At 60.1% G+C, this 26,959-nt stretch carries 22 protein-coding genes; 7 read left to right on the forward strand and 15 right to left on the reverse strand.

Annotated features, from left to right (window positions below; all coding sequences use genetic code 11):
• Nucleotides 1-28 precede the first annotated feature (28 nt).
• On the reverse strand, nt 29-1,255 hold the full coding sequence (gene nudC / locus ACN080_RS05000) for an NAD(+) diphosphatase (RefSeq protein ID WP_419110194.1): 1,227 nt from the start codon (nt 1,253-1,255) through the stop codon (nt 29-31).
• A 38-nt stretch (nt 1,256-1,293) separates the two neighbouring features.
• Between nudC and ACN080_RS05005 the strand changes: the two genes are divergently transcribed.
• Nucleotides 1,294-1,479 (forward strand): hypothetical protein, encoded by a 186-nt coding sequence (locus ACN080_RS05005; RefSeq protein WP_419113202.1) that lies wholly within the window; start codon nt 1,294-1,296, stop codon nt 1,477-1,479.
• On the forward strand, nt 1,442-2,278 hold the full coding sequence (locus tag ACN080_RS05010; protein ID WP_419113203.1) for a phosphotransferase: 837 nt from the start codon (nt 1,442-1,444) through the stop codon (nt 2,276-2,278). Before ACN080_RS05005 ends, ACN080_RS05010 begins: the two co-directional genes overlap by 38 nt.
• A gap of 2 nt (nt 2,279-2,280) precedes the next feature.
• On the opposite strand, the gene ACN080_RS05015 is transcribed toward ACN080_RS05010, so the two are convergent.
• Both ACN080_RS05015 and ACN080_RS05020 read right to left on the reverse strand, forming a co-directional pair.
• Entirely contained in the window at nt 2,281-5,946 is a 3,666-nt protein-coding gene (locus ACN080_RS05015; protein WP_419113204.1) for a UvrD-helicase domain-containing protein, read from the reverse strand.
• Between the two features lie 14 nt (nt 5,947-5,960).
• The gene (locus tag ACN080_RS05020) at nt 5,961-9,551 is read right to left on the reverse strand and encodes a PD-(D/E)XK nuclease family protein (protein ID WP_419113205.1); all 3,591 of its coding nucleotides are present in this window, start codon (nt 9,549-9,551) and stop codon (nt 5,961-5,963) included.
• Nucleotides 9,552-9,695: 144 nt separating this feature from the next.
• Here ACN080_RS05020 and ACN080_RS05025 point away from each other — a divergent pair, with 144 nt between their 5' ends.
• Complete coding sequence (locus ACN080_RS05025) at nt 9,696-10,385, forward strand: 3'-5' exonuclease (protein ID WP_419113206.1); 690 nt, start codon at nt 9,696-9,698, stop codon at nt 10,383-10,385.
• Between the two features lie 193 nt (nt 10,386-10,578).
• Nucleotides 10,579-11,916 (forward strand): threonine/serine ThrE exporter family protein, encoded by a 1,338-nt coding sequence (locus tag ACN080_RS05030; protein WP_419100575.1) that lies wholly within the window; start codon nt 10,579-10,581, stop codon nt 11,914-11,916.
• Between the two features lie 45 nt (nt 11,917-11,961).
• Here the strand turns inward: ACN080_RS05030 and ACN080_RS05035 are convergent, their stop codons facing one another.
• From ACN080_RS05035 to hemE, 12 genes are all read right to left on the reverse strand, one after another.
• Entirely contained in the window at nt 11,962-12,618 is a 657-nt protein-coding gene (locus ACN080_RS05035; RefSeq protein ID WP_419100576.1) for a TipC family immunity protein, read from the reverse strand.
• A gap of 59 nt (nt 12,619-12,677) precedes the next feature.
• Complete coding sequence (locus ACN080_RS05040) at nt 12,678-14,111, reverse strand: hypothetical protein (protein WP_419113207.1); 1,434 nt, start codon at nt 14,109-14,111, stop codon at nt 12,678-12,680.
• A gap of 299 nt (nt 14,112-14,410) precedes the next feature.
• A complete protein-coding gene (locus tag ACN080_RS05045) occupies nt 14,411-14,749 on the reverse strand; it encodes a DUF3958 family protein (RefSeq protein ID WP_419100578.1) in 339 nt (112 codons plus the stop codon).
• 12 nt (nt 14,750-14,761) lie between these two features.
• The gene (locus tag ACN080_RS05050) at nt 14,762-14,995 is read right to left on the reverse strand and encodes a TIGR04197 family type VII secretion effector (protein WP_419100579.1); all 234 of its coding nucleotides are present in this window, start codon (nt 14,993-14,995) and stop codon (nt 14,762-14,764) included.
• 232 nt (nt 14,996-15,227) lie between these two features.
• On the reverse strand, nt 15,228-16,553 hold the full coding sequence (gene hemL / locus ACN080_RS05055) for a glutamate-1-semialdehyde 2,1-aminomutase (protein WP_419104628.1): 1,326 nt from the start codon (nt 16,551-16,553) through the stop codon (nt 15,228-15,230).
• 79 nt (nt 16,554-16,632) lie between these two features.
• Nucleotides 16,633-17,643, reverse strand: a complete 1,011-nt coding sequence (gene hemB / locus ACN080_RS05060) for a porphobilinogen synthase (protein ID WP_419113208.1) — start codon at nt 17,641-17,643, stop codon at nt 16,633-16,635.
• Nucleotides 17,644-17,656: 13 nt separating this feature from the next.
• Nucleotides 17,657-18,499, reverse strand: coding sequence for a uroporphyrinogen-III synthase (locus ACN080_RS05065; protein WP_419113209.1), 843 nt, complete (start codon nt 18,497-18,499; stop codon nt 17,657-17,659).
• Nucleotides 18,496-19,509: a hydroxymethylbilane synthase gene (hemC, locus tag ACN080_RS05070; protein ID WP_419112068.1), complete on the reverse strand. Its 1,014-nt coding sequence runs from the start codon at nt 19,507-19,509 to the stop codon at nt 18,496-18,498. Before hemC ends, ACN080_RS05065 begins: the two co-directional genes overlap by 4 nt.
• 106 nt (nt 19,510-19,615) lie before the next feature.
• Nucleotides 19,616-20,938, reverse strand: coding sequence for a ferrochelatase (locus ACN080_RS05075; RefSeq protein WP_419100584.1), 1,323 nt, complete (start codon nt 20,936-20,938; stop codon nt 19,616-19,618).
• Entirely contained in the window at nt 20,939-21,715 is a 777-nt protein-coding gene (hemQ, locus tag ACN080_RS05080; protein WP_419100585.1) for a hydrogen peroxide-dependent heme synthase, read from the reverse strand.
• A gap of 32 nt (nt 21,716-21,747) precedes the next feature.
• On the reverse strand, nt 21,748-23,223 hold the full coding sequence (gene hemG, locus ACN080_RS05085; RefSeq protein ID WP_419113210.1) for a protoporphyrinogen oxidase: 1,476 nt from the start codon (nt 23,221-23,223) through the stop codon (nt 21,748-21,750).
• 8 nt (nt 23,224-23,231) lie between these two features.
• Entirely contained in the window at nt 23,232-24,362 is a 1,131-nt protein-coding gene (gene hemE, locus ACN080_RS05090) for a uroporphyrinogen decarboxylase (protein WP_419113211.1), read from the reverse strand.
• 234 nt (nt 24,363-24,596) lie between these two features.
• On the opposite strand from hemE, the gene ACN080_RS05095 reads away from it, so the two are divergent.
• The 3 genes from ACN080_RS05095 (at nt 24,597) to ACN080_RS05105 (ending at nt 26,957) form a co-directional block, all read left to right on the forward strand.
• Nucleotides 24,597-25,892 carry a glutamyl-tRNA reductase gene (locus ACN080_RS05095; protein ID WP_419100588.1) on the forward strand — a complete coding sequence of 432 codons (1,296 nt, stop codon included), beginning with the start codon at nt 24,597-24,599 and terminating at the stop codon, nt 25,890-25,892.
• A gap of 69 nt (nt 25,893-25,961) precedes the next feature.
• A complete protein-coding gene (locus tag ACN080_RS05100) occupies nt 25,962-26,606 on the forward strand; it encodes a TetR/AcrR family transcriptional regulator (RefSeq protein WP_419113212.1) in 645 nt (214 codons plus the stop codon).
• Between the two features lie 126 nt (nt 26,607-26,732).
• Nucleotides 26,733-26,957, forward strand: coding sequence for a DUF3107 domain-containing protein (locus ACN080_RS05105; RefSeq protein WP_419104637.1), 225 nt, complete (start codon nt 26,733-26,735; stop codon nt 26,955-26,957).
• Nucleotides 26,958-26,959: the final 2 nt, after the last annotated feature.

Consider the following 26,959-nt stretch of genomic DNA (forward strand, 5'->3'; position numbering starts at 1 on the left):
GGGCCCCGAGCAGGGCCGGTTATCTAGTCTACCGCTCTCCTTTAACCGGGAGCGGAGCGCCCAGCCAGTATTCTATGAGGTGGCGGGAGATTGAACCGGTACCCGGGAGCTGAACCTCGCCCGAGCTATAGGCCCGGACCAGCTCCTGGCGGGTAAACCAGCGGATTCTTTCGATTTCCAGGCCGTCGGGTTTGACTGCCTGCGGGTTAGAAATCTCAGCCATAAAACCGCACATGAGCGAGCGCGGAAAAGGCCAGGGCTGTGACCCCAGGTAGCGCATGGCGCTTACCTGACCGCCGCACTCTTCGTAGACTTCCCGCAGGACCGCGCTTTCGAGGGCTTCCCCGCCCTCCACAAACCCAGCGAAGGTTGAGTAGCGCCCCGGCCCCCAGGCGCGGGCCTGGCCCAGCAGAATTTTCTCTGCTCCCTCCCAGCGAGCGGTCACTGCGCTAATCACCGCCGGATCGGTGCGGGGGAAAATCTCGCGGCCCGATTCACTGACCCGCACCCAGCCGGCCCGGGTAGCGAATGTAGCCTGCCCGGTAGCCGGGTCAAAACCTGCCGAAGCGTGCCAGGCGGTCAAGGAGGCAGCCGAAGCTAGCACCCGACCCCAGGCATAGGCCAGGCTCGACCCGCCGTAACCGTAAGCCGCATAGTCACGGATGCCCACCCAGCGACCACCGGCACGGGCCGCAAGCACCTGGGCGATGCCCGCTTCTTGGTTCTCAAAGCCCTGGGCCACTATCGGGCCAAGGCACAAGAAATCTTCAAACCGATCAGTCAGCGCAAGAACGGGAGCCTGCCCTAGCTGGGGTTGACCCGGCCCCTGTGATGCGCTCGTGTTCTGCGCGCGGGAGCATAGACTGCCGGCGTAGAGCAGACTAACCTGCCGGTGCCTATCCACTGCCGTGTAATCCAGCAGGGCAGCAGTATTCAGCTCAAAAATCTCTGCTAGATTCAGGGGCACCGGACGTTCACCCTCCCCCACCAAAACGCGACCAGAATCCACGGCAACCAGGTAGGGCCGTTGCGCCCAGGGGTAAAGCTCCCGCCAGCAGGTAGGTAAAGCCGGGTCAAGCTCACCGGCCAGTGCCCGCCCCAAACCTGCGAAAAAGCCCTCGACCTCCCGCGCCCCTGCACAGGCAGGCACCCCATCAGCCACCAGCGGTAGCGGCCCCAAAGGCCTCAGCACACCGGGAGCAAGGCCCCTACCCGCCCCATCGGCTAAGAGATTGGTCAAATTCTCAGCGTTCATCTCCAATTCATCCCGTCTTCTCTTGTACCCTTGGAAGTGTGACTTCAACTCCCCTTCAACTTGCCGCCATCGTATCAGCAGGCGTACCCGGGCTCTACCCCGTAGCCGCACTGCCCTCAGCCGACGATGCCCTCGACTTCGACTCAGCTATCATCATCGACTCAGCCGACAAACGCTGGCGCGTGCGTGCACCCCAAACACCCCGAAGCCAGCGTGCGCCTTGAAGCCGAACACGTTATCCTCCAGTCTTTCTCGCCCGGTATCCGCGCCCGTCTGCCCTTTTTGGTACCCACCATCGTAGGAACCGTACCGCTCGATGGCCGCCAAGCCTTCATCTACACCCATATCCCGGGTAAGCACTGCGACATCGACGAGCTAGCCGATATCTCCTACTCCACCCGCGAGGGCAAAACCAACATCGCCGATGAGATCGCCCACTACATCGCCACCATTCACGTCTTCCCCACCACCATCGTTGAAGAAGCCGACCTGCCGGTCTACACCGGCGAACAGATCCGGGAACGCCGCCTAGCCGAGCTTGACCGCGCCGTAGCTACCGGCAAAGTCCCCTCAGGTCTGCTCACCCGCTGGGAACAGCAACTCAATAACTCCGCCATGTGGCAATTCCGCCCCCGCGTGATTCACGGCGACCTCAACGAAGACAACCTAGTACTCGACCAGAAAAAGGTCGTCGAAATTACCGGCTGGTCCGAGGTCTGTGTAGGCGACCCTGCCCAAGACTTTGCCTGGCTCTACGCCTGCGAAGACCCCCTCTTTAGGGAGCGGATCTTTGAAACCTACCGCAAAGAAATGCCCCAGGAGCCCGACCGCAACCTAGAAGCCCGCGCCAGCCTCTACGCAGAGTTCGGCCTGGCTCAGTGGCTTATTCGGGGCACCGAGCTTGAAGACCGCGTCATGATCTCTGAGGCGGTCTCCATGCTCAATCACCTTGAAGCCGAACTGCTTGCTGTCAAGGCGCTTGCCCCGGCCCTGGACGAGGAAAAACCCCAGCCCCTGGACTAGCTCTAGCCTTCCCGCCCCAGCTTCTCGGCCCGGGCTAGGGCCTTCTCCAGCTCTTGCAGACTACTAAAACGGGTAATTTCTTTAGTTTGGCCCGTTGAGGCATAGAAGAAGTAGGCCCGGACCTGCTCCGGTACAATCCCCTGCAGGCGAGCAAAACCCAGCCGGTAAAGCGAAAGCTGAACCGACCGCTTTTTAAGTTCCTTCTCCGTACGCGGGGGCCGACCGGTCTTCCAGTCCACCAGTTCCCAGACAGTCTGCCCCTGCTCATCAACGGTGGTAAAGACCGCGTCAATACGGCCACGCACCGTCACAGCACCCAGTGGAGTTTCTAGGGGATACTCCAGCGCCCAAGGGGTTCGGTCCGCCCACTCACTGCCCAAGAAGTTCTCTTGAAGCTGGGGCAGGTTCAGCTCTTGGTCAGCGACATCATCGTCAAAATCTTCATCCACATCCAGCATGCCGGTCTGCCCAAAATGCTCCTCTACCCAGCTATGGAAGAGGGTACCCTGGCGGGCGGCAATACCCGGCCTCTGCGGCATGGGCCTGCGAATCTGGGCCAGCACCTGCTCGGGTGAAGCCACCAGGTTCACCAGCAAGGAGGCAGAAAGATGCCCCGGTAGTTCAAAGTCACTCTCGGCAGGTGGTGCAGCAAGCAGAGCCAGCAGAAGCTCGGTTTCCTCCTGCCAGTCCTCGAGGGTTTTAAGGGTCTGCGCTCTCTGCTCCGCACTTAGCTCAGCAAGGGCCTGCTCGGGACTGGGCCCCTCCTGCGGGTCAAGACCGCCACGCACCACGTTCCGGGCCGCCCGCTCCACCACCTGCCGGGGGGTTAGCCCCGTAGCAGACCCGACTGCTACCGGCTCCACCTGCAGGGGAGCATCGGTGGCGGATTCAAGTTCTTCTAGGCTCTGCCAGGTGCGCACCTGCGGCCCGTCAAAGGGGTCAAAAGGCCAGGCGGCGGTGGTGATGCTAGCCGACTGCGGGTTGGCAACACCCACCTGGTCCTCATCCACCCTGGCGATTACCTCCGCCAGAGGGGTGGGGGCCTGGATAAGTTCTTCCACAAACTCCGAGAATGCACGGGGCTTAGTTGCGGTACCCTTCCAGGCCGAACTGGTCAGGGTAAGCAGGGAACGCGCACGGGTAAAACCCACATAGGCTAAACGGCGCTCTTCACCGATGCGGTGCTCCACAGCCTGCTCCGAGAGCAGGGCGGTAAACTCGCCCAGGTCGCGCAGGTTTTCAAAGTCCTCGCGCCAACCGGGCAGATAGTTTGCGTCCCCGCGCAGGGGCCAGGGCAGGGTACTACTCTTCTTAGTCCACCGCTCATCCTTAGCATCGGGGAACTCTCCGACCGCCAAACCGGGCACATAGACATGATCCCATTCCAGGCCCTTAGAAGCGTGGACGGTCAGAAGCTGGACGGCATCGTGCCGGGGAGCCTCAGCGGCCATATCCAGCCCGGACTCTTCCTGAGCAGCGGCATCCAACCAAGCCAAAAAACCGCTGATGCCTGAGGCTGACGAAGCGCTAGAACTCAGCGAGAAGCGCACGGTGTTTTCGCCCTCCTCCGCCTCCAGACCCTTAGCTGCGGCCAGAAGCAGGGCGTTCACGCGGGGGGCGCTGGCCTCATAGGAGGCCGCGACCTCCTGGAAAGCGTCCAGGTGGCGGCGGGCAAGGGCCGAACGGGTGCCGGGGCGGGCGGCCAACTCAATATCAAGCAGTAGGGTGCGCTCAATTTCAGTCAGCAGGGTGCCCAGGTCATCGGCAGTGAACTGGCGCAGGTGCTCTAACTCCTGGGCAAGCAGGTGCAGGCGGTGCAGGCCCTCATCGGTGATACTCCGCCCGGTGCGCGGTGATACCCACCCCGGCTCGGGCAGATTCTCCAGGGCCTCAACCAGGGAGGAGCCATCGGTGACATCGGGGGCCGCCGCCTGCAGGAGCCTGCGGTAGGCCTCTTCCGGTGCTAGTTCTTCCTCCTTCCCCTGGGTAGCAGGGCTTGGGGCCCTATCCAGGCCGTCCAGGATTTCCTGTTCAGCCCGCACCTGGGCATACTCAGCGGCCATACCGTAGCGGATTTCCAGCTCACGCTGGCGTTTGAGAACCCCCGACCACTCAGCAAAAGCCAGCAGGTCAGAAACACCCAGTCGCCAGCGGGCACCGGCCAGTAGGCGCATGAGCGCATCCGACCGTCCCGGGTCACTGAGCACGCGCAGGACGGCTACCGTATCGACGATCTCGGGGGTATCGAGCAGACCACCCAGGCCCACCACCTGGTAGGGAAGGCCCAGCTCGTCCAGGGCCTCACGGATAGGCTCCATCATGGCCCGCTTCTTGCAGAGCACCGCCATGGTGGGCATCTGGCTCAGCGGTTCATGGGCCCAGCGAGCGCGTTCTGAGGCGATCTGCTGAGCCAGGGCACGAGCCTCGTGCTGGTCGGTCAGATAGTTGCCCACCAGCACACGGCCAGCGTCGGCCTGCTCACGGGGTTTTAGAGCGGGCACCTCGATGCGGTGGGCCGAACGTACCCACTCCGGCTGAGAACTCAGCGGGGCGGCGCTGTAGTTGGCCACATCCAAAATCGCCCGGTCGTTACGCCAAGCCACGGTCAGGTAGCTGGCGCTGCAGTCCTGGGCAGGGAAATAATCGTAGAAGCTAAAGAGCTGACCGTCCGATGCCCCACGGAAACCATAAATAGACTGTTTGGGGTCGCCCACCGCCATGACCGGGTGGGCCTCACGCCCCTTAGAAGCACTAAAAAGGTCAGAGAACAACTGCATCTGAGCGTGGGAGGTGTCCTGGAACTCATCAAGCAGAACCACCCGGTAGCGCTCGCGCTCAGTCTCAGCGGCCAGGGGAACCTCGCGGGCAATCCTGGCGGCGTAGGCAATGAGATCACCGTAGTCCATGACCTGCATACCTGCCTTGATGGCAGAGTAGCGTTTGACCAGGTCTGCGTAGAATATTCGCTGGTCAAGGTTCTGGACGATTTCTCTCTGCTCACCGGTAGCCCCTTTGACTGTGGGCTTGCCCAGGGGCGCAATGGAGGCCCGGGTCTTCAGGCACCACTCAATGACTTGGTCGGGGCTGACCAGGTGCTCGGCGCACTCGCCCGAAAGCTCAATGACAGCCTTCACCATAGTGGATTTAGCCACCTCTTTTTCGGGGAGCTTACCGTCATAGTGCTCCACAATTTGAGCCACTAGCTGCCAGGTCTGCGCCCCGCCGAGCATCTGGGCATCGTCCTCAATGCCCAGGCGCAAACCGTACTGGGAAACCAGCGTATTGGCGTAGGAGTGGTAGGTGGAAATGGTGGGGTCGGAGGTCATGTTCTCGCCCCGCTCCCCCGGCACCTGGCGAACCAGCCCCTGTCTGCGCAGTTCTTCAAGGCGGGAGCGCATACGCTCGCGTAGCTCACCGGCGGCCTTGCGGGTAAAGGTCACGCCCAGCACCTGGTCAGCCCGCACCAGGCCGTTGGCTACCAACCAGACCACGCGGTCTACCATGGTGGCCGTTTTGCCGGACCCGGCACCGGCCACCACTAGGCGGGGCACCAGCGGGGAAGAAATGATAGCGGATTGTTCAGGTGTGGGTTCTGGCCGCCCCAGGGCTTGGGCTATCTGCTCAGGGGTCAGGAAGGGCTGGGCAGCGGTGGGGTCGTAGCTGGTCATGATTCTCCTGAAACTTACTGGGCAGGGCGGTGGGTAATGGTGCCTCCCCGTGAACACAGCGGGCAGATATCGGGCAGGGCACAGCCGATGCCGAAGGGGCCACCGGCGGTATGGCGAGCTTGGAGCTCCCGACCCGCAATCAGGACGGCGGCCCGGTTGATGAGCTCTACGGCCCAGGTGCTCTCTGCGGTGAGAGGTGCCTGCTCCTGTTCGCTGTAGCTGGCAGTTGAGCCACCTAGCTGTAGCAGCAGGGCACCGCCGGAGAGCTCCTGTAGGCCGGTTAGCACCGGTACCTGGCGGCCCCCAACCTCCTGAGTGGGAAGATCCAAGCTAGCGGACTGGGCTTGTTCCCGGTCGGGGGCAAGGGCCTGGCGCATGAGGGCACCGGCACCGGCTTCGAGGGCGACCTGGTAGGCCGCCAGTTGAGGGTGGCGTTCCAGCTCGGCCCGGGTGGGCTTCTGCTTGCCGGTCTTTATATCAAGAATCAGGAAACGCCCCAGCTGGTCCACCTCAATACGGTCCACGCGGCCCGAGAGCAGGGCGTCCCGGGCAGGTCCGGGCACCAGCACGCTGAAGGAGCCTTCTACACCGACCAGGGAACGGCCCTTGGTGTTGAGTTCACGCACATAGTCGGCAAAGCGCTGAATCATTTTCTCTGCCCGCTCCACCAGTTTCTGACTCTCCCAGGTGTCGGGCAGGCCCAGCTGGGGTAGGCGGCGGTGCAGTTCATCGCGCAAATCGGTGCCGTTGGCATCGGGCATCTCTTCGCAGATGGCATGAATCAGGGTACCCAGGGAGCGGGAGGTGTCGGTGGCCGCTTCAGCGCGGGAGGCGGCCACAAACCAGTCCAGGGGCGACCGGTGAATCTTCTCAATCTGTGAAGGCGACACCGGGACCGGCCCTGAACCATCAAAAGCCGGGCTGGTCGAGGACAGCGGGAGCATGCCCCACCAGGAGGCCGGTGAAGCACCGGGTAGGGTGAAGCCAGCGGTCTGGTCGGGGTCAGCCAGCCGGTGCAGGAGCCGGGCGGCGGCCTCAGCCTTGGCCGGTGAAAGATGCTGGGCCTCAGCCCACTGGCGGAGCTCAGCAATCAGCGAGCGCAGGGTCATGGGCCTGCGAACCTCGGTGAGTTCCCGTTCACCGCCGGGGGCCGGGGCGAAGATATCGAGCAGTTCGCTGGGTGCCTGGTCCGGGGACGAGACGGCGGTGCACACCACCCGGTCGCTGGCGCGGGAGATGGCGGTGGAGAACATGCGGATTTCGTCATAGCGGGTGGCGCGCAGGCGTTCGGTCAGGAGCTGGCCTCGGCTGACGCCCTGCGCTGGCTGGGGGCCGCCGCTCTGCTGGTTACCTGCCAGGGAGCCGATGGCCACGTCGACCAGGTCAAGACTGCCCAGTAGTGAGCCGCGCACGGTGGTGTTGGGCCAGGTGCCGTCTTGGAGCCCAGCTACATAGACGGTGTCCCACTGGCGGCCAGCGGCCAGGGCGGGTGTCATGATTTCCAGTGCGTCCCGGTAGCTGGTGCGCTCGGCCAGGGTATCCATGGGCAGGTCTTGGGCATCGATGTAGGCCAGGAACTGTTCGGCGGTAGCGCCGGGCATCTGGTCGGTGTAGCGTTCGGCGGCTTCGAAGAGGCCGATCATGGCGTCGATGTCGCGGCTGGCTCGGTCGGCGCCACTGCCCCCGGTGGTGGACTGCTCTTGCCACAGGGGCCCCAGCCCCGATGCCTCCCAGAGTGCCCACAGCACGGTCTCGGCGGTAGCACCGGCCTGGTCAAGAGCGCGGTCACCAGCGGTCAGCACGGCGGCCAGTCTGCGGGCGGCCGGCCCGGCCCCTGTGCTAGGGAGCAGGTGCGGATTGACCAGGGCTTCTACCAGTAGGGCGTCGCTATCGCGGTTGCCACCGGCTCGCAGTTCATCGGCACGAAGCCGCTGGCGGAGCCTACGGATTTCCATGGTGGATGCCCCGCCCAGGCGGGAGGTCAGCAGGGCAACAGCAGTGTCAGCCCCCAGGCCCCAGCGGGCAAGAGCATCTGCGGTCCCGGCTCCGGTGGGTTGTGCACCAGCCGGTAGGCCCTCAGCCTGCGGTCTCTCGGTATCAGAGTTTTCTGTGCTGGGAGTTTCCATGCTATCTGGGCTCTGCGGTTCGGTGCCCCCGCTCTTTTCCGCTTCGGCTTCTCGCAGGGAGCGGGTATGCAAAATCAGGCTCAGCGCGTCCAGGAAGGGGCGTACCGCCGGTTCGTCACGCACGGGAGTCAGCGAAGCGGCGGTCGCCACGGGAATACCAAGATTACTCAAAGCTCGTTTGAGGCGGGTGACGTCGGAGCCCTTACGCACAATAATGGCGCTCCGCTTGAAGGCTCTGCCCCTGAACAGGTGGTCTTCCAGAATCATTTGGGCAATCAGCTGGTTTTCCTGCTGCGGGTTCTCCACCACCAGGCCCATGACCGATGGACGGCTATCGCCCGCCTTTTCGGGGTTGAGCAGGGAGCCGTCATCGCCCAGGGGTAGCAGGGCCTGCTCACTGGGTGCTTGCGGTACCGGGTCAAGCTGGCGGGTGTGGGCGGCATGAGCCAGCAGGGGAAGGCGCTGAGCCACGGCCTGCCAGCGCTGGGCAAGCTCGGGGGCCATGCGCCAGCTGGTGCTGAGGTGACAGGTTTCAAGCCGACCGGCAAAGACCCCTGGCAGGGTGCTGGCTAAGTGGGGGCTGGCCCCACGGAAGCCCTGCACCACGGTGTCCGTGCAAGAGGTGAGGGTGACGGCTGGCCGGTGGGCAAAGGCAGCGGTTATGTCGTCTGCCTGTTGGCGGGCTAGCTCAGCCGTGGCACCGGCGCTCTCTGCCAGGAAACCGGCGGCATCGTGCCCCACCAGCACCGTGAGCAGGCGGTAAATTGAGGGGGTCAGCTCCTGGATATCGTCGATGAGCACCAGGTCAAACCTCGCCCGCTCAGCGGTCAGCAGGGCCGGATTGGCGACCAGGGCTTTGACTGCCTCGTGGATCAGCCCGGCAGGGTCGTAGGCGTGGGGTGCGCGCAGGGCACGGACCTGGCGGTATTCGGTGTAGAGAGCGGCAAGCGCCACCCATTCGGGCCGGTTCAGGCTCTCCCCGAGTTCCCGCACCCGCTCAGCGGTGAGGTCATATTCGGCCATGCGGTCAAAGAAGTCACGGATCTCGTGGCGGAAGCCCCGAGTATCCAGAGCCTCACGCAGGTCATGGGGCCAGGTGAGGGCGCTCCCCTGCCCCTGGCGGTGCCCCTCCAAAAGTTCTTTGAGCAGGACATCTTGTTCCGGCCCGCTCAGGAGCTTGGGAGAAAACTCAACCCCGGGCAGGTAGCCCTGGATGTGGGCGCGGCGGAGTAGGTCAAAAGCGTAGGCCTGCCAGGCGCGTACCGGAGCGCTGGAAACGGTGGCGGTAATACGGGCGGAAAGAGCCTCACGGAAGCGGGTTGCGCTCACACGGGTTGGGGTGAGAACGAGCAGGCGGGCGGGGTCAGCACCGGACTCAATATATTCAACAGCCTGGGCGAGCAAGCTATGGGTTTTGCCGGTGCCCGGGGCACCCAAAATCAGGGTCGCGGAGCCTGACGGGGGGAGGTTCTCACTCATAGGGGTCTTTCTGGGGCCGGGCGGGTTCTTGCTCTGTGAATATTCTTCTTCCATACCATCATAGGTGGCTGACACTTTAAGCGTGCCGTCTATTGTGCCCTCCAATATTTAGCCGGAGCGGGCTGAGCGGCTACTATCGGTAGTATGACTTCTTGGACCGAGCTTCCCCGCGCCACCTTTGACCTTGAAACCACGGGCGTTGACCCGCAGACTGCCCGCATCGTCACCGCTTCCTTGGTGCTGGTTGACCCGGAGGGCGAGGTTCTGCGCGCCGGTGAGTGGCTAGCTGACCCCGGGGTTGAGATCCCAGAGCAGGCGGCGGCGGTCCACGGCATCACCACCGAGTACGCCCGTGAGCACGGCCAGCCCGCCCAGAAAGTAGCCTACGAGGTGGCTATGGCACTTGGTGGTCTCTTTGCCGATGGTGTCCCCGTGATTGCTTTTAACGCCTCCTACGATTTTTCGGTCCTTAACCAGGAGCTGGCCCGCTACGGCTACCCGGCTCTGACCTGCTACCCGGTTCTTGATCCCCTGGTTATTAATAAGCGGGTTCACAAGTTTAAGAAGGGTAAGCGCACCCTGGAGGTGCTGGCCGGTGAGTACGGGGTGGACCTGGAAAACGCGCATACATCTCAGGACGACGCGCTGGCTGCCGAGCGTCTCCTGACCGCTATGAGCCTTGAGTACCCGGAGATTGAGCAAGCCGCAACCGCCTTGCACGAGCTCCAGGTGACCTGGGCTGCTGAGCAGGCCGCTGAGCTTCAGGACTACTTCAACCGCATCGGCAAGCAGGCCGAGGTTTCCGGCCAATGGCCGGTGCGCACCTACGCCTAGCCTCTTCCAGCTCCAGGGGCTAGGTTGCCTGCTCATCCTTACCGGGATCATGTGGGGCACCGGCACCCTCCGTCTATCCCGCACAAGGGCATAAAATAAGCACCGTCACGCTCTTCGAGAGGCCATTTAGGGGGAGGACTCAACTAGATTAGATAGAGGAGAAATACCCCACAAACTAGCCCAAAGGACGACCGTGAACGAGCCAGCACCCACCGGCGGCATCTATATGGGGGCTAACCCTACCGCCCACCAGCGCCTTGTTGCCCAATCGGCGGTAGTCATGCAGCTAGGTCTTCTCTTGATGAAATCGGGCGCTAGCGCTTACCGGGTTAAGGCCTCAATGGCCCGCCTGGCCAAAGCGGTGGGGCTGGATGAGCACCACGCCCACATCACCTTCACCGAAATCTCCACCACCGCCTACGCCGGTGAGCACTTTCGCACCGAAATCGCCGAAACCCGCACCAAGGGCATCAACGCCTACAAGATTGACCTACTCGGGGATTTTGTGTCCTCCCTACCCGAGCAGATTGACCCCGCCGTAGCCGCAGCCACACTGACCCGTATTGAGAAGAAAAAGCCCCTCTACGCGCCTTGGCTTCTCGCCCTGGCCGCTGGCCTGGCCTGTGCCGGCTTCGCCTTCCTTAACCGGGGCGGGCCCATTGAGTGCGCAGTGGTCCTACTTTCAGCCTTCGCGGGGCAGTTGCTACGCTCCAAACTCGTGCACAAGGGTATGAACCATATGGCGGTCTGGCTCCTGTGCGGCCTACTCTCGGCTGGTCTGTATGTGGCAACCATGAACGCCCTGATTCTGCCGGGGCTGATAGCCGATAACCACCTGGTCGGCTTTATCTCCTCGGTCCTCTACCTGGTTCCGGGCTTCCCCCTGGTCACGGGCCTCTTGGATATAGCCCGCATGGATTTCGCCTCGGGCATCTCTAGGCTCACCTACGTCACTCTGCTACTCACCAGTGCCTCGGGTGCAGTCTGGCTGGTGGCTCTACTCTTTAGTCTGCCCCTGGAACAGGCTCCGCCACCTCATCTGCCCCTGCCTGGGCTTATCATTGTGCAGGTACTGGCCAGTTTTACCGCCGCCTACGGCTTCGCCATGCTTTTCTCTGCCACTCCCCTGGCCTGTACTTGGGCGGGGCTGATAGCGGCCCTGGTGAACCCCGGCAGGATCTGGCTCACCGAGGCAGGCTGGGCACCGCACCTGGCTATTGCCCTGGCTGTCTTTACGGCGGGTGTGCTATCTGAGGTTATTACCCCGCTTTACCAGCGGCGATTCTCCCGTATCTCTCTGTCTGTCCCGGCGGCTGTCACCATGGTCCCGGGGGTCATGTTCTACATGTCCATGGCCCATTTCTCCAACGGAGATGTGGCTCAGGCTCTCAACAGTCTGGTGCGGGTTCTGCTGATTTTCCTTGCCCTGGGAATGGGGCTGGCTTTCTCCCGCCTGCTCATGGACCGTGACTGGCTCTACGACCGGGACACCCAGAACCTGGGGGCGCTCTCCAAGGAACATATGCGGTAACGAACCCCTTTGCAAAATCTTTAGTTATTTGGATATAAGGATATTCTATGTCCTGATTGAAAAATAAACATCCCACTCATCCACAACCCTCACATCACCATACGACAACGGAGAAAAATCAGAATCAAACACCTCCACCCAATCCGCAAGAATATAATCATCCACCACAGCCCGGTAATACCCCTCCACATCAGCCTTAGTAATACCAGCATCCGCAAGAGCCTGCGCTATAACATCACGACCCTTAAGATACTTACCATCAGCGCCCTTAACCCGAATATTCTTGCGTAGCTCACCGGCCTGAACATTAAACAACGCGTATTCCCGCAGAACCAAACCATTAGGAGCCTTAATGTGATAAATAATTACAAACTCTTCACTGTTAAAAAAGAACCGCATAGAAATATCATCAATATCATCTAACTCATCAGAGTTTTTATGGAAGTCATATAAAGGCCCCGGGTCCCCATCAATCATAGATAGGGTATCAACCTGCCCCGCTGCCTGAATATGGCTAATACTCGGGCGATTCTCATAATTCTTAGCCGTATCCGCATAAATCTCAGCAAAGATACTCTCCTGAGCAGGAATAGACCCCCAGGTAGCCACCTTCCACCCCAGATACCCAAGAGCGCAGGCCACCATGAGAACAAGCACACTACACATAGCTACAGCTAGTTTAATGTCTTTACTCCACGTCATGTTCTACCCCTCCTGCTTGGCATAGTCGACTATATGATTATCGCGCTTTTCCACAGACCTTAAAAGTTATACGACTGAGGGTATGTCTCTTTCAAATACTGCAGCTTTTCACTCTCTGTTGAGTACTTCTCTGGAACCATAGAATAAACCTGATGCTTAATGTCACTGATACTGATATGCGAATTAAATTCTTGGGCACGGTTTGTGGTGCCCGCTTGAAGCTCGCTGTAGTACTGCGCCTGTACCACCTGGTAGGGAAGCCCCGTAGCATCAATGAGCCTACTAATATTGACAGCATCCAGGTCCGCCCTATAATTTGCATCTCCAATGGACGGATCAGGACCTGCCTTATCGGTTACATCTCCAATCCAACCGGAGAGCCCTCTTACATCGGCACCATATGTTTTCTGGGCCAAAACATCTGATAGGGCATTAACGGAATTATCAGCTATCCCCTGGTCCTGCCCCCTATAGCGCTCCGTGGCCGTAGTGATCAACTGATGGGTAAAGTCACTACCGCGTCTGTAACGGGAGACCCTGCTATCCCACCGTCTATCAAACTCTTCATCAGTCATAGGACCGTAAACTTTTTCCATTGAAGCTTTAACTTCTTGATACTTATATAATTCATTCGGGGCTTTTAAATCAGCACTGTATATATCCCCTGTCTGCCCAGAAAACTGATGCTGCAACCTTAATTCATAATAAAGCTGGTTTGCCTGCTCAGCATCTAATCCCAGCGATCTATAAATACTCCTAATATCTGAAGTATAGAAGGGGGGCGTACTTAAAATATACGCATCAGCTGGTAGAGCGATGGCTGAAACGCCTGGTACTGGTAGCAGATTTAAAGAATACGCAACAAATAGATAATAGGGCTTAGCGCTCAAAGGGCCTGCAGTCGCATCCCACTTAGCTTGTTGCTTGAAACTATCTGGGCCGTACGTAGCGCCACCCATGATCCGGAGCCATAAATAATCTTGCTGCTCCTGGCTCAAATTTGGAAACTTCTTGCTAATACCATCACGCACAGTGGCCATCAATGAAATCTCGTAGCACTTGTAACCGTACTGGGACTTATAGGGGTACCAGCACCGAGCCTTTGCCTCATCCCATCCGTAGTTATCAGCCATCTCGCGCACGAAAAGCTCCTCATCGTAGCGAGCCACAGCACCGCGAATATCATCAGCCCATGTCATATCATTCGGCAACACAAAAGTATTAGAACCCGCCTTAAAAGCAGACCGGGCGACAACAAGCCCCCTGCCAATCGCCGTATGCACAGCATCAATATCGCTAAACAGCGAAGAGGAAGAGGCATTAAAATCCCTTAATCGCTGTAGAAGACCCTCCAACCCCATCTGCACTCCAGACAAAGCAGATAGATTGGTCTGAACGGCTATCTTCTTCAACAGCTCATCCTCTTTAAGCTGCCCCAGGAGCCTTTGCTCCTGTGTGATGCTCGCCCCCACCTGGGCAATCTGTTTAAGCAATTCCGACTCTTTAACAGAATGCCCACACACCCGGGCTGTGAACTCCTGGGGCAAACGTTTCACAGCCTCCCCCACCGCCACAGACAGCACCTCACCGCCCTGAACCAGGGGCTTAATAACATCTGTAAAATACCTTTTAGCGCTCGAATAGGTCTGAGAATGTAACTCTTGGCACAGGGCGAACCGATCAATAGCAATTTTAAGCTTGCCATAACTATCTACCAGCTACAGCACAGTCGAGTGCGTAGTATTTGCCTGAGTAGTTGAATCTTCCACATACATATCGATGCTCATAGGTACTACTTTCTAGAAGAGTGAGCTTCATTATCAGCGCCACGACTAACTTTTTCTTGGAGGCTGTCTTTCTCCCCCTGAACAGCAGAGATCTGTTCACGCAACTCTGTATATGCACTTTCAAGCGCGCCCATCATCTGCCGGCGCTCCCTACACACGTCCTCAGCGCAACGGGCAAAAGTAGGATTATCACGGTAGGTTTGAGCAACTGAGTCAACAAGATGCTGAGTCTGCCAAAAGTGCGTAGCGAACTCCTGTATCAAGTTCTCCAGCTTTTTAGCCCGCCGATGCAAATCATCATGCTCTAGCTCAAGGCGTTTTATATCCCCACGCCAGGTATCCACAGGGCCCGGCATTTAACGGCCACCAGCCATATCAGCATCCACAAAATTCTGGTAGATAGTGCCTATTTGTGTCACGGCATCCTGGACCGCGCAGGCAATCTCTGTTGCCGCAGCCAGCATCGAGTCAAGCGACGAATGAGCGGTGCTGTTACCCGTAACAGTAGTGGCGGTATCACGAGTTGGGGCAGTTACAGCGGTCAAAGCCTGGGCTGGTGAAGACAGTTCTGTCGCCTGTTGCTGGGCCACAGAACTATCATTTCTAACTTCATGCGGTCATGTCGTCATACTAGCTAGGCTTTCTCAGTTGGAGGTACGTTCCTGAAAATCACCCTACCAGAACTACTAAGGCTTACTCTCAACTAAACGAAGCCCAGCACCGGGGCTCCGCCGGTACGGGGCTTCTGCGCTTGGCGGTGCTTCTGCGCTTGGCGGGGCTTCTTTAGGCCCCGCCTGAGCTGGTCCGGCTATTTCTCAGCCTTTAGGCCACAGCCTGTGCAGCTGCTTCCGCTGCAGCAGGCAGGGCCGAGATAATCCGATCCATGGCCGCATCGTCATGCGCGGCAGAGAGGAACCAGGCCTCATAGGCACTCGGGGGCAGGTAGACCCCGGATTTGAGCATGGAATGGAAGAAAGCATTGTAACGGTAGGTCTGCGAGTTCTTAATATCCTCGTAGTTGTGCACACCGGTCTCAGCGGTACCAAAAGCAACCGAGAACAGGTTGCCCGCCCGCTGGAGCGAGTGGTTTACACCGGCGGCATTCAGAGCCTCGGTCAGGGCCTGCTGAAGCTGGGCCGAACGGGCATCAATGGTGGCGTAGACCGAGTCATCGGCGGCCCTAAGCGTTGCCAGGCCAGCGGCCATAGCAATCGGGTTACCCGAGAGAGTGCCCGCCTGGTAGACCGGGCCGGTCGGTGCCAGATACTCCATCACCTGGCGCTTACCGCCCAGAGCCGCAGTGGGCATGCCTCCACCAATAACCTTGCCAAAGGTGAAAATATCGGGGGCCCAGTTACCCTCGGAAGGAGCGGAGTAGCCCCAGTAGCCAGCAGAGGAGACGCGGAATCCGGTCAGCACCTCATCAAAAATCAGCAGAGCGCCGTTCTCGCTGGTGACCTGGCGCAGGAAAGCGTTGAATCCCTCGCCGGGAGTCACCACGCCCATGTTGCAGGGGGCGGCCTCGGTGATGATGGCGGCAATCTGGCCGGGGTGGGCGGCAAAGGCCGCGCGCACAGCCTCTTCGTCGTTGTAGGGCAGGACGATAGTCTCAGCGGCGGTTGCGGCGGTAACACCTGCGGAGCCGGGCAGGGAGAGGGTGGCAACACCCGAGCCTGCCTCGGAGAGCAGAGCGTCCACGTGGCCGTGGTAGCAGCCAGCAAACTTGATGATCTTGTCGCGGCCGGTGTAGCCGCGTGCCAGGCGGATAGCGGTCATGGTGGCTTCGGTGCCGGTGGAAACCATGCGCACCTGGTCTATAGTGCCCGGTGCAACAGCGTTAATACGGTTGACCACCAGCTCGGCCAGTTCGGTTTCGGCGGCGGTCGAAGCGCCAAAAGATAGGCCGTGTTCCACAGCGGCGTGCACCGCCTCGATAACGGCGGAGTGTTTGTGCCCCAGCAGGGCTGGGCCCCAGGAGCAGACCAAATCGACATAGTTGTGGCCATCGGCATCGGTCAGGTAGGGGCCGGATGCCTCCACCATAAAAGCGGGGGTGCCACCCACCGAGTTAAAGGCACGAACCGGGGAGTTCACGCCACCGGGAATAACCTGGGTGGAGCGGGCAAAAAGTTCTTCAGAGACGGTCATTGACCGGGCTTCCTTTCGTGGGGACGGCGCGCTCGGTATGGCAAGAGCGCCCCGGTGAGTCTGAATCTAAGCTAACCCGCTAGGGCTTCTGGCGCAACCAGGTAGCGGCTTCTGTGGCGTAGTAGGTGAGGATAATGGAGGCACCGGCCCGGCGAATCCCCATAAGGGCTTCTAGGGCTACGGCCTTGCGGTCAACCCAGCCAGCGGCGGCGGCGGCCTCAATCATGGCGTACTCCCCCGAGACCTGGTAGGCGGCCACCGGCACGGGTGAGAAGTCAGCAACCTCCCGCACGATGTCCAGGTAGGCGGTGGCCGGTTTAATCATGACCATATCGGCGCCCTGCTCAATATCAAGCTGAACCTCGTAGAGGGATTCGCGGCGGTTGGCGGGATCCTGCTGGTAGGTCTTGCGGTCCCCGGTGAAGGTGGAACCTACCGCCTCGCGGAAGGGACCAAAGAAGGCAGAGGCGTACTTGGCGGAGTAGGCCAGGATAGAGACATCGGTGAAGCCGGCCTGGTCTAGGGCGGTACGCATGGCGGCGATTTGGCCGTCCATCATGCCCGAGGGGCTGACCGTGTGAGCACCGGCTTGTGCCTGGGAAACAGCCATCTTGCAGTAGGCCTCTACCGCCGCATCGTTATCAACCACGGTATTACCCTGGGGGTCGGTGGTCAGCGGGCCGCAGTGGCCGTGGTCGGTGAACTCGTCCAGGCAGGTGTCGGCCATAACAACCACGGAGTCCCCGAAGTGCTGGCGCACAGTGGCGATAGCGCGGTTGAGAATGCCCTCCGGTGCCCAGGCGGCAGAGCCGATTGCATCCTTATCTTGGTCGCGGGGAACACCAAAGAGGTCGATACAGCGCACACCGGCATCCAAGGCCTTTTGGACCTCACCAATGACGGTGTCTAGGGTGTGCTGGTACTGGCCGGGCATGGATTCAATGGCGACCGGGGCGTCGATGCCGTCGCGTACAAAGAGAACCTGGACCAGGTTGGCAGGGGTCAGGGCGGTTTCTGCGGTCAGCGCCCGCATGGGGGCAGTGGTGCGCAGGCGGCGGGGGCGGACGGGTAAGGATGAAGGCTGGAACACTGTTTTGTACTCTCTAGGATGCGGACTGGGAGGCTAAGAAGGCGGCTGTTGCCAGGGCTGCCGGGGCGGGGCTGGTGGCTACCGAAATCTTATGCGGGCGGGCAGGCTGGGTCAGGGCCTCCGCCGCAGCCCGGGTGCTGGCACCAATAGCGACGGTGGGCGGTAGGGCAAAACCAACCGACCGGGCTAGGGTTTTCAGGAGCAGGGGTGAAGTCGCTACCAGAACGTCCACTTCTGCCAGGGCTTCCCGGGCCTGCTCCAGCGTGAGGGCCACAGCATCGTCCTGGGCCTGAGAATCCTGGGTATCTTCGGGTTCGGCTAGGGGCAGGTCAGCCGGGTAGGGCACCATGTCGTAGACGGCCAGCGGAGCAACGGTGTAGCCGTAATCGGTCAGGCCATCTTCAAGGACGGGGCTGGCGGTAGTACCCTGCACGGCCAGGACCTTTTCGGTGGTGGGGTTTTCCCACTCTTCGTCAATTAGCCATTCTTCAATCATGCCGGCGGCAGACTGGGTGTGGGGAACAAAATCAACCAGCAGGCCGCGTTCGGTCAGGGCGGCTTCGGTAGCCCGGCCTACCGCCGCGATCTGGGCTGCTCCCAGGAGCTGAACCAGGGGCTGACCAATCTCTTGGGCCAGTTTTTCAAGGCCCAGCACCCCGTTGGCAGAGGTGAAAGTGACCCAGGAAAACTCACCGCGCACCAGGGCAAAGGCGATTTCTTCCCAGTCCTCAGGTTGGCGGGCAACCGCCTGGAGGACGGGTGCGCACAGCACCCGAGCGGCGGGGTCGTGGGCCTGGACTTGACGGGTAAAAGCGGCGGCCTGGTGAGGGGTTCTGGTAATCAGGTAGGTGCTCATTTTTGTTCTCCTAACCCTGCCAGCTCAGCAGCGCCATCTGCCAGTAATTCCTCAGCTGCACGCACCCCCAGCTCGTAGGCGGTTTCTGGGCTGAGCGTGGCGGTAGCTACTCTATGTCGCATGACTTGGGTTCCTGCGGGGTTGGCAACGGCCACCGAAAGTTCGAGCTGACCGCTCTTGACCTGAGCGTAGGCCCCAATAGGCGCGGCGCACCCGGCTTCAAGACGACGGAGCAGAGCACGCTCAGCAGTCACAGCAAGCTGGGTCTTAGTGTGGTTAACCGCCAGCACAGCGGTACCCAAGGCAGTTTTTTCCGCCCCCTCAAGTTCCTTAGAACGAATTTCCAGGGCGAGGGCGCCCTGCCCGGGGGCCGGGAGCACCCGGTCGGTATCGAGGTACTCGGTAATGGTCTTTTCCAGGCCCAGTCGGCGCAGGCCAGCGGCGGCCAGTACCACAGCGTCGCAGTCACCGGTGATAGCGCCCAGTTTCTTCTCGCCGTGCAGGCCGTGAGCGCCCACCCCATAGGCTTCATTCCCGGCCACCCGGGCCAGGCGGGTGCCCACATTGCCGCGAATATCGACGATGGTTAGGTCGGGGCGCAGGGCCAAGAGCTGAGCGGCACGGCGCGGTGAGCCGGTCCCCACCCGGGCCCCGGCTGGCAGAGTATCTAGGGTCAGTCCGTCACGAGCGCACAGGGCATCCCGAGGGTCTTCACGCAGGGGTGTTGCGGCTACGGTTAGCCCTGGGCAGGGAGCACTTGGTAAATCTTTGAGGGAGTGCACGGCAAGATCAACCTCCCCCTCCAGCAGGCGGCAACGCAGGGTCGCGGCGAAGACACCGGTGCCACCCAGTTGCGATAGGGGGCCGGTCAAGACGTCCCCTTCCGTTTTCACCGTAACGGTGTCCAAAACTAGGCCGGTTGCTGAGCGTATCTGCTCCACGGCCCAGGCTGTCTGGGTGGTTGCCAGGGCTGAGCCTCGTGTGCCCACCCTGTAGTGCTGAGCTACCATCGCTGAATCCTCGTTGTTTTTTGGGTCCTCTAGACTACCCTGCCCCGGTCCCCTAGACGGGAACCGGGGCCAGTAGGGTAAGGAGCCAATCGGTGCCTGTGCTTTCTTAGCGGGTTCCGCCGGTGATGTCGCCGGTGTAGTTGGCAATCACGGGCTTCTCAGAGCCTGGGCGGGTAGATTTGCAACAGTTGGGATTGCAGAAGTCAAACCAACCCTTGCCACCGCAGACACTGTCTCTGGCTTCTTGCACGCCTTGGGCATCCTGAGCCGGAGCGGTGGAGGCAACACGTTCAGCAATCAGCTGGCGCAGGCCTTCCACATAGGCGGGGTGAGTGCCGGGGGTCGGGGTGCGCGTGGCTACAAAGCCGAGGCGTTCGCAGGTATCCAAAGCCTCAGTATCAAGATCCCACATGACCTCCATATGGTCTGAGACGAATCCCAGGGGAACTAGAACCACGCCATCCACTGCACCTTCGAGAGCCTCAAGGGCATCGTTGACATCCGGTTCAAGCCAGGGCATGGTGGGCGGGCCAGAACGGGACTGGTAGACCAGCTCCCAATCCACCTTATCCAGCAGATCGGGGTCAATCTGCTGAACGCCGGACAAAACCGCGCGGGCGGCCTGCAGATGCTTTTCTACATAGGCACTGCCGCCTTCGTAGTCCACCCCGCGTGGGCCTGCTTCGTTTGCGGCGCTGGTAGGGACCGAGTGGGTGCAGAACATCACACGAATTTTACCGTTACCGGCGGCAGGTTTCTGGGTCTGAGTCAGGCGAGCGCGTACGTCTTTGAGGCCCTCAACTAGTCCCTCAACAAAGGGTGTGATAAAGCCGGGGGTGTCAAAGAACTGCCTGACCTTGTCAATCTGTAACTTGCCTTCTAAGCCCAATTTTTCTAGGGCAAGGCCGTAGTCCTCCCGGTATTGGCGGCAGGATGAGTAGCCGGGGTAAGCACTGGTTGCTAAGACCAAGATTTTGCGTTTACCGCGCCGGTAGGCATCTTCAACGACATCTGGCACGTAGGGATCCCAGTTGCGGTTAGCCCAGGTAATTTCAATATCTGGGCCTTTTTCGGCCAGAGCTTCTTGGAGGGCCCCAAGCAGGGCACGGTTCTGGGCGTTGATGGGTGAGACTCCCCCATTGGCGCGGTAGTGGGTTGCTACCTCTTCCAGGCGTTCGTCGGGGATACCGCGCCCGGCGGTAACATTACGCAGGAAGGGAATCACATCCTCCTGGCCTTCGGGGCCGCCGAAGGAGGAAAGGATGACCAGGTCGTAGTCAACAGGGACCGAAGCGCGAGGGCGGGTCAGATTCTCTTCGCCGTGGTAAGAACCCAAAGTAGTCTGATCTAGTGTGGCGGGGCCGTTAGATGCAGTGTTGTTAGGGTCGGTCAGGTTGGGAATAATATCTTGAGGAATTTGAGTAGTCATTTAGGCAAGTACCTGCACAATCTCTGCCGCCGGGATACGGCGACCGGTGTAAAAGGGGGTCTCTTCGCGGACGTAGAGGCGGGCCTCGGTGTTTCGGAAGTGACGCATCATATCGACCAAATCTACCAGTTCTGGGGCTTCAAGAGCCAGGACCCATTCGTAGTCGTTCAGGCCGAAAGTGGCGATAGTGTTGGCCAGGACCTGGGGGAAGTCCCGCCCCTTCATACCGTGGTTCTTAAGCATTTCGGCACGGCGTTCGGCGTTCATGTAGTACCAGTCCCAGGAACGTACGAAGGGGTAGACGCAGACCCAGGCTTCGGGAGCGATCCCCTTGGCAAAGCAGGGGGCGTGCTGGCGGGTGAACTCGGCATCGCGGTGAACACCCATGGTGGACCAGACAATTTTGGTGCCGGAGAAAGCGGCGGTGCGGCGGATTTTACGGACAGCGGCTTGCAGGGCTTCTGGCTTCTCGCCGTGAATCCAGACCATGATGTCTGCGTTATCGCGCATAGCCGAGACATCGTAGAAGCCTCGCAGGGTTACGCCCTCTGCTTTAAGGGCTTCTTCGAGCTGTTCGAGTTCGGCGGTGGCGGCAGCACCGGTTACATCAGCTACAGGTGCGGTGTCGCGGGCGAAAACGGTGTAGAGGGCATAGTAGAGCTGGGAATCGCCCTCGGCGGGTGCACCGGGAACCTGCCCCTGAACCTTCTGGGGCTGGCCGGGGTGTGATCCGTGGCCTGTAGTGCCGTGGCCCTGCTGTGCGGTGGGATGTGACATTGAGGGGACCTTTCTGTCCTGGGGTGTGATGGTTAGTCCTTGTGGGATGCAGTGGGCTTCTTGCGTTCTGCAAAGCTGCGGATATGAGCTTGTGTGTCTGCAGTCACGGCAGCTAAACCGGTGCCGGCGATCCAGGCTCCCACTGCGGTAGCTCCCGGTAGGTCTTCGAGAGCCGAGCGGAATCCGGCGACCCGTTGGCGGTGCCCGGGTGCGGTAGCCGGTAGGGCGCTTGGCCAGCGCACTACGTCGGCGGCTACCAGCTGGCTCTTACTGATGGGAACGCCCAGGAGCTGACCGGCATCGTGCAGGGCCAGGGTAACGAGTTGATCATCGTGCAAGGCTAGCTCTGAGAGGGGTGAGGTGTCGTGTTCCTTACCGCGCCCGTAGGAGAGACGGACCAGGTGGCGGCCCTCCCCCGCTTTTTCTGCGACCCAGTCCCATTTGGCGGTGGCGTGGGTCAGAGCCTTGGCACGGACCGTTGTGACGGCTTCGCTGACCAGCAGTCCGGTTCCGCGGGGGGCTGAGTCCAGTGCTGGTTGGTCAAGGACCAGGGAAACCAGTGCGACCTCGGGGCCGGGTGTGATGGGAGGTAAGGACGAGGCAGGCAGGTGAGGCCCGAGCAGGCGAATGCTGGTTTGGGCATCGGTTGCTACCACCAGGAGTTCACCGTGAATCATGGCCGATTTCTCGCCGTATTCGGGCTGGCGCTGGATAGCAGTCCAGGCGCCGGTGACGGGGTCACGGTCAACGGCGATGGTGTCAAAGCCGGTCACAATACGTACCCGGTGCCGTAGCAGTTCATCGACCAGTGCCTCGGAGAGCTGGTTCATGCCGCCCTCGATGCCTGCGATCTGGGTTCCTGCCGGTGAGGCTGCCCGCATACGGGCCGACGCGGCAGCTAGGGATCCCAGTTCTTTAAGACCCTCAAGCAGGCCGGGGGCGATGGTTGCAATTTCTAGCTGATCAGGGTGCACAGCGTGAACACCCGAAACGACGGGAGCAACGAGTCGGTCCAGAACCTGCTGGCCCATGCGGATACGGACCAGGTCGCCCAGCGTTTTGGCGTGGGTACCTGCGGAGCGGGGCAGAACCATGTCCAGTTTGGCTCGCCGGTAGCCGGAGCGGTCCAGAATCTTTTTGAAGGCTGGGTCATCAAAGCTACCGGGGATACCCAGCACACCGGTGGACGGTGAGGGAAAAGCTCCCTGGGGCAGGTAGAGCCAGGAACCGCGTGGCTGAGGGGTGACGATACGGTCAGCTAGGCCCAGCTCGGTCAGCAAATCTTTGACCGCTGTGGTGCGAGTTGCAAAGGATTCAGCACCGGAGTCCAGCACCAGCCCTGCAAGCTGGTGGGCACCGACAGCGCCACCCAGGTGGCTTTCGCGTTCCACCAGAGTCACTTTTTTACCGGCTTGGGCGAGTTGGCGGGCGGCTAAGAGGCCCGAGACTCCACCGCCAATCACCAGGGCGGTGTTCTGCGGTCTGGTGCCGTGTAATTCCTGTGCCATTGCCTGCCTCAGCTAGCCTTGCGGGTCTGGGTGTGGATGTATTCGACGAGTCTGGTTAGTACGGTGGGATCGGTGGTGGGCGGTACGCCGTGTCCCAGGTTGACCACGTGGGCCGGTGCGCAACGGCCTTCTTCAAGAACGCTGTCGGTGTGTGCGGCCAAGGCATCCCAACCTGAGGCTAGCAGGGCGGGGTCGATATTACCCTGCAGGACAATGCCGCCGCCGAGTCTGCGCTGGGCTTCAGACAGGGGAAGACGGTAGTCCACGCCGATAACGTCTGCGCCGGCCTCGAGCATGGCCGGTAGCAGTTCGGCGGTGCCGGTACCAAAGTGAATGCGGGGCACACCGTAGTGCTCAATGGCGGCCAGGGTGACAGCTGAGTGGGGCTGGACGAAGCGGCGGTAGTCAGCTTGGCCTAGGGAGCCGGCCCAGGAGTCAAAGAGCTGGACGGCCGATGCGCCAGCCTCGATCTGGGCGGCAAGGAACTGGGCTGAGGTGCGGGCGGCCCACTGACCCAGAGCTTCCCAGGCTTCTGGGTTTGCATGCATCATGGTGCGCGGGCGCAGGTGGTCGCGCGAGGGCCCGCCTTCGACCATGTAGGCGGCCACGGTGAAAGGGGCACCGGCAAACCCGATGAGCGGGGTGGACCCCAGCTGTTCAACGGTTAGGGCTACTGCTTGACGGATGGGATCAAGTGCTGAGTCTTCAAGCTCGGGCAGATTTTTGATGTCTTCAAGGGTGCGCACGGGGGCATCGAGGACGGGGCCGCGCCCGGGCACGATATCTACGCCGACACCCGCAAGCTTCATGGGGATAACGATGTCGGAGAAGAAGATAGCGGCATCGACACCGTGGCGGCGAACCGGCTGGAGGGTAATCTCAGCGGCTAACTCAGGGTTGAGGCAGGAATCAAGCATGGGGATTCCCTCGCGTATCTGGCGGTATTCGGGCAGGGAGCGCCCTGCCTGGCGCATGAACCAGACCGGTGAGTGATCTGCGGAGCGGCCGGTGAGGGTGCGAATCATGGCGGACTCACCGGTATGTGCGGTTTTGAGAGGGTGATGGGTGGGTAGATGGGCGAGCTGCTCATCGGTAAGTAGGGCGCGCTGACGCAGGGGGGCGGTATTGGTCTGACTCATATCTTCCATTCTGCCAAGTTTATGCCAAAACTTTAGAGACAAACTGTCGTTGAGTCGCTGGTGCAGGGGTGGATGCTTCTTTTCACAGGGGCTAGCCGAGGGAAACGCACAAAGTAATTGACAACTTTCGAAGAACCTTTTGCCCCATATTTGCACACTTCAGGCCACTTTTGAGAACCTTAGTGACAGACTGTCAGCGATAAAGCTCATTTGCCCCCTTATGATAGAGACGTTGTGACCATTTTTAGCCTTGTAGCATCGCATCGCTCTGTTGACCTCACCACCGTGGCTTTTCTCAGCGAAGGAGTTGAGAAAATTCAGCGAAACCTTGAGAAAACCGGTGTTCGTGGTGAGGTTATTTTGTCTACCTGCAATCGGCTAGAACTCTACGCAGAAATCCCCAGCAAACCGGGCGCTACCGAGCAAAACATCAGCAACGATGTCATCACAGTTGCTGAGCGTATCTTTGAGCTGATTGCTAGAGGTTCCGGCCTCTCCTACGACATCGTTGAGAATAGCTTCGACATTCTGGTCAATGCCGATGCCGCCCACCACCTTTTCACTGTGGCTTCTGGCCTTGAGTCCGCTGTGGTTGGCGAGCGCGAAATTACCGGCCAGGTTCGCAGGGCCCTTACCTTAGCGCAAGATAAGGGGCGGGCTACAGGCAACCTGGTCAGGCTTTTTGACCACGGCGCGCAGACTGCTCGTAAGGTTGGCCAGCGCACATTGCTGGGTTCGCGCGGTCGTTCTATTGTTTCTGTTGCCCTTGATATGGCAGATGAGGTGGCCGAGAAGTCCTGGCAGGATCGTCGGGTGCTGGTTTTTGGCACTGGAGCCTATGCTGGCGCGACTGTAGCGGCCTTGCACAGCAGGGGAACCAGCGATATCTGGATTTATTCGCGTTCTCATCGTGCAGCTACTTTTGCCGACAAACGAGGCGTTTTTGCCGTGCCCCACGGCCAGCTCCATGAGCAGATGCGAAAGGCGGACATCATTATTGGGTGCTCTGGTGGCGCTTCACCCATGCTTCCCATTGAGATTCCCGAAGGAAAGCGCGTTATCCTCGACCTGGCCCTGACCAGGGACTTTGCGCCGGAGGTAGCTGATCTTCCCCAGGTCGAGCTCATCACGCTGGAGTCGGTGCGCCTGGCCGCCCCCGAAGAAACCGTGGAGTCGGTTAATACTGCCCGCACAATTGTGGACGAAGAAGCTGCCGAGTTTTCCGTCAAAGAGAAGGCTCGCAGTGTAGACGCTGCTATTGTTGCTCTGAGGCAGCACACCATGAGTGTGCTTGATGCTGAGGTAGCGAAGGTACATAACCAGTACGGTTGCACTGCCGCTACCGAGCAGCTTGAGCTGGCCATGCGTCGCATGGTCAAGTCGCTGTTGCATACGCCCACCGTTCGAGCCCGTGAGTTGGCTCGTGACGGTAGGACCGATGAATATGTGGCAGCGCTAGAAGCTCTTTACGGCATCGAAGTTCAAGAGAACTCCGCTGACGAGGTATCGCCTCAAACCGATGCCTCCTAGCGAGCGGCCACGCCAAGGGCCGCTTTAGCCTTGTCCACATCCACCGTTCCAGAGGTCCGGCCACACACAATGTCCGCATACTTTCCCGACCAGCCAGCTCAGGGCGATTCTAACGGGATTAGTCGCCTACCCAAAGATTTACGTCGCCAACAGCTGATTAGCAATGCGGCCCGCGTTTTTGCTTCCCAGGGCTACCACTGCACCACCATGGATCATATTGCTTCGGCATCGCAGGTCACTAAGCCTGTGCTCTATCAGCATTTCACTGGTAAGAGGGATCTTTACCTAGCTGTTCTCGATGAACAGATTGAACTGCTCCTTACAAACCTTGTTAGCCCCTTGCACGGAACCAACGTCAATAAGGAACGCGTCAAAGGCGTTATCGAGGCTTTCTTTAATTTCGCGCGCACCAATGTGGTGGGTTACCGCATTATTTTTGAGTCTGATATCCAGACGGATTTTGCTGTTCAAGAGCGTACCGAGGGCATGCACACCCGGATCGCTGAGCACATCGCACATGTTCTGGCACCCAATGCAGGCATGGACTTTAGCGAAGCTATGATGACTGCTCGCATGCTCACCGGCATGACGCAGGCCGCCGCTCACATGGTGGTAGGCACCGAAACTTCTGCTGAGCAGCTAGCGCTTGCCGAGAGAGCTGTTTTCCGGCTTGCCTGGGGTGGCATCTCAATTATTGACGAAGATTGGGAGTAGGCGGGCCTACCCCGCGTGCTTGTCAGCTCAGACCGAAACCTGCCACGAGCTGCCGCTCCCCTGCCGTAGACTGAGGAACACTGCCAGAGCCCGCGCCAGGTGGGCCCAAACCGAAGGAAGTATCCCGTGGAAATCAAAATTGGTGTACTGAACGTTCCCACCCAGGTCGTTATCGAATCTGATGAAAGCGCCGAGCAGGTTCGCGCTAAGGTGGCAGAAGCTCTGCAGACCGGAGGCCTGCTGGAACTGACCGACTCCAAGGGCGCCACAACCCTAGTTCCCGGGGCTCAAATTGGCTTTGTGGAGCTGGGTATTGAGTCCAAGCACCGGGTAGGTTTTGGCATCGGCTAAAC

This window comes from Rothia sp. CCM 9416 (genome assembly GCF_048513535.1).
In the GTDB taxonomy this organism is placed as follows: Bacteria; Actinomycetota; Actinomycetes; order Actinomycetales; family Micrococcaceae; genus Rothia.

Excerpts from the sequence above, each read along its gene's own strand:
- nudC (WP_419110194.1), bottom strand. The coding sequence starts at position 1,255 with ATGAACGCTGAGAATTTGACCAATCTCTTAGCCGATGGGGCGGGTAGG.
- ACN080_RS05025 (WP_419113206.1), top strand. The coding sequence starts at position 9,696 with ATGACTTCTTGGACCGAGCTTCCCCGCGCCACCTTTGACCTTGAAACC.
- hemG (WP_419113210.1), bottom strand. The coding sequence starts at position 23,223 with ATGGCACAGGAATTACACGGCACCAGACCGCAGAACACCGCCCTGGTG.
- hemE (WP_419113211.1), bottom strand. The coding sequence starts at position 24,362 with ATGAGTCAGACCAATACCGCCCCCCTGCGTCAGCGCGCCCTACTTACC.
- ACN080_RS05075 (WP_419100584.1), bottom strand. The coding sequence starts at position 20,938 with ATGACTACTCAAATTCCTCAAGATATTATTCCCAACCTGACCGACCCT.
- hemQ (WP_419100585.1), bottom strand. The coding sequence starts at position 21,715 with ATGTCACATCCCACCGCACAGCAGGGCCACGGCACTACAGGCCACGGA.
- ACN080_RS05065 (WP_419113209.1), bottom strand. The coding sequence starts at position 18,499 with ATGAGCACCTACCTGATTACCAGAACCCCTCACCAGGCCGCCGCTTTT.
- ACN080_RS05100 (WP_419113212.1), top strand. The coding sequence starts at position 25,962 with ATGTCCGCATACTTTCCCGACCAGCCAGCTCAGGGCGATTCTAACGGG.
- hemC (WP_419112068.1), bottom strand. The coding sequence starts at position 19,509 with ATGGTAGCTCAGCACTACAGGGTGGGCACACGAGGCTCAGCCCTGGCA.
- ACN080_RS05035 (WP_419100576.1), bottom strand. The coding sequence starts at position 12,618 with ATGACGTGGAGTAAAGACATTAAACTAGCTGTAGCTATGTGTAGTGTG.
- hemL (WP_419104628.1), bottom strand. The coding sequence starts at position 16,553 with ATGACCGTCTCTGAAGAACTTTTTGCCCGCTCCACCCAGGTTATTCCC.
- ACN080_RS05020 (WP_419113205.1), bottom strand. The coding sequence starts at position 9,551 with ATGAGTGAGAACCTCCCCCCGTCAGGCTCCGCGACCCTGATTTTGGGT.
- ACN080_RS05015 (WP_419113204.1), bottom strand. The coding sequence starts at position 5,946 with ATGACCAGCTACGACCCCACCGCTGCCCAGCCCTTCCTGACCCCTGAG.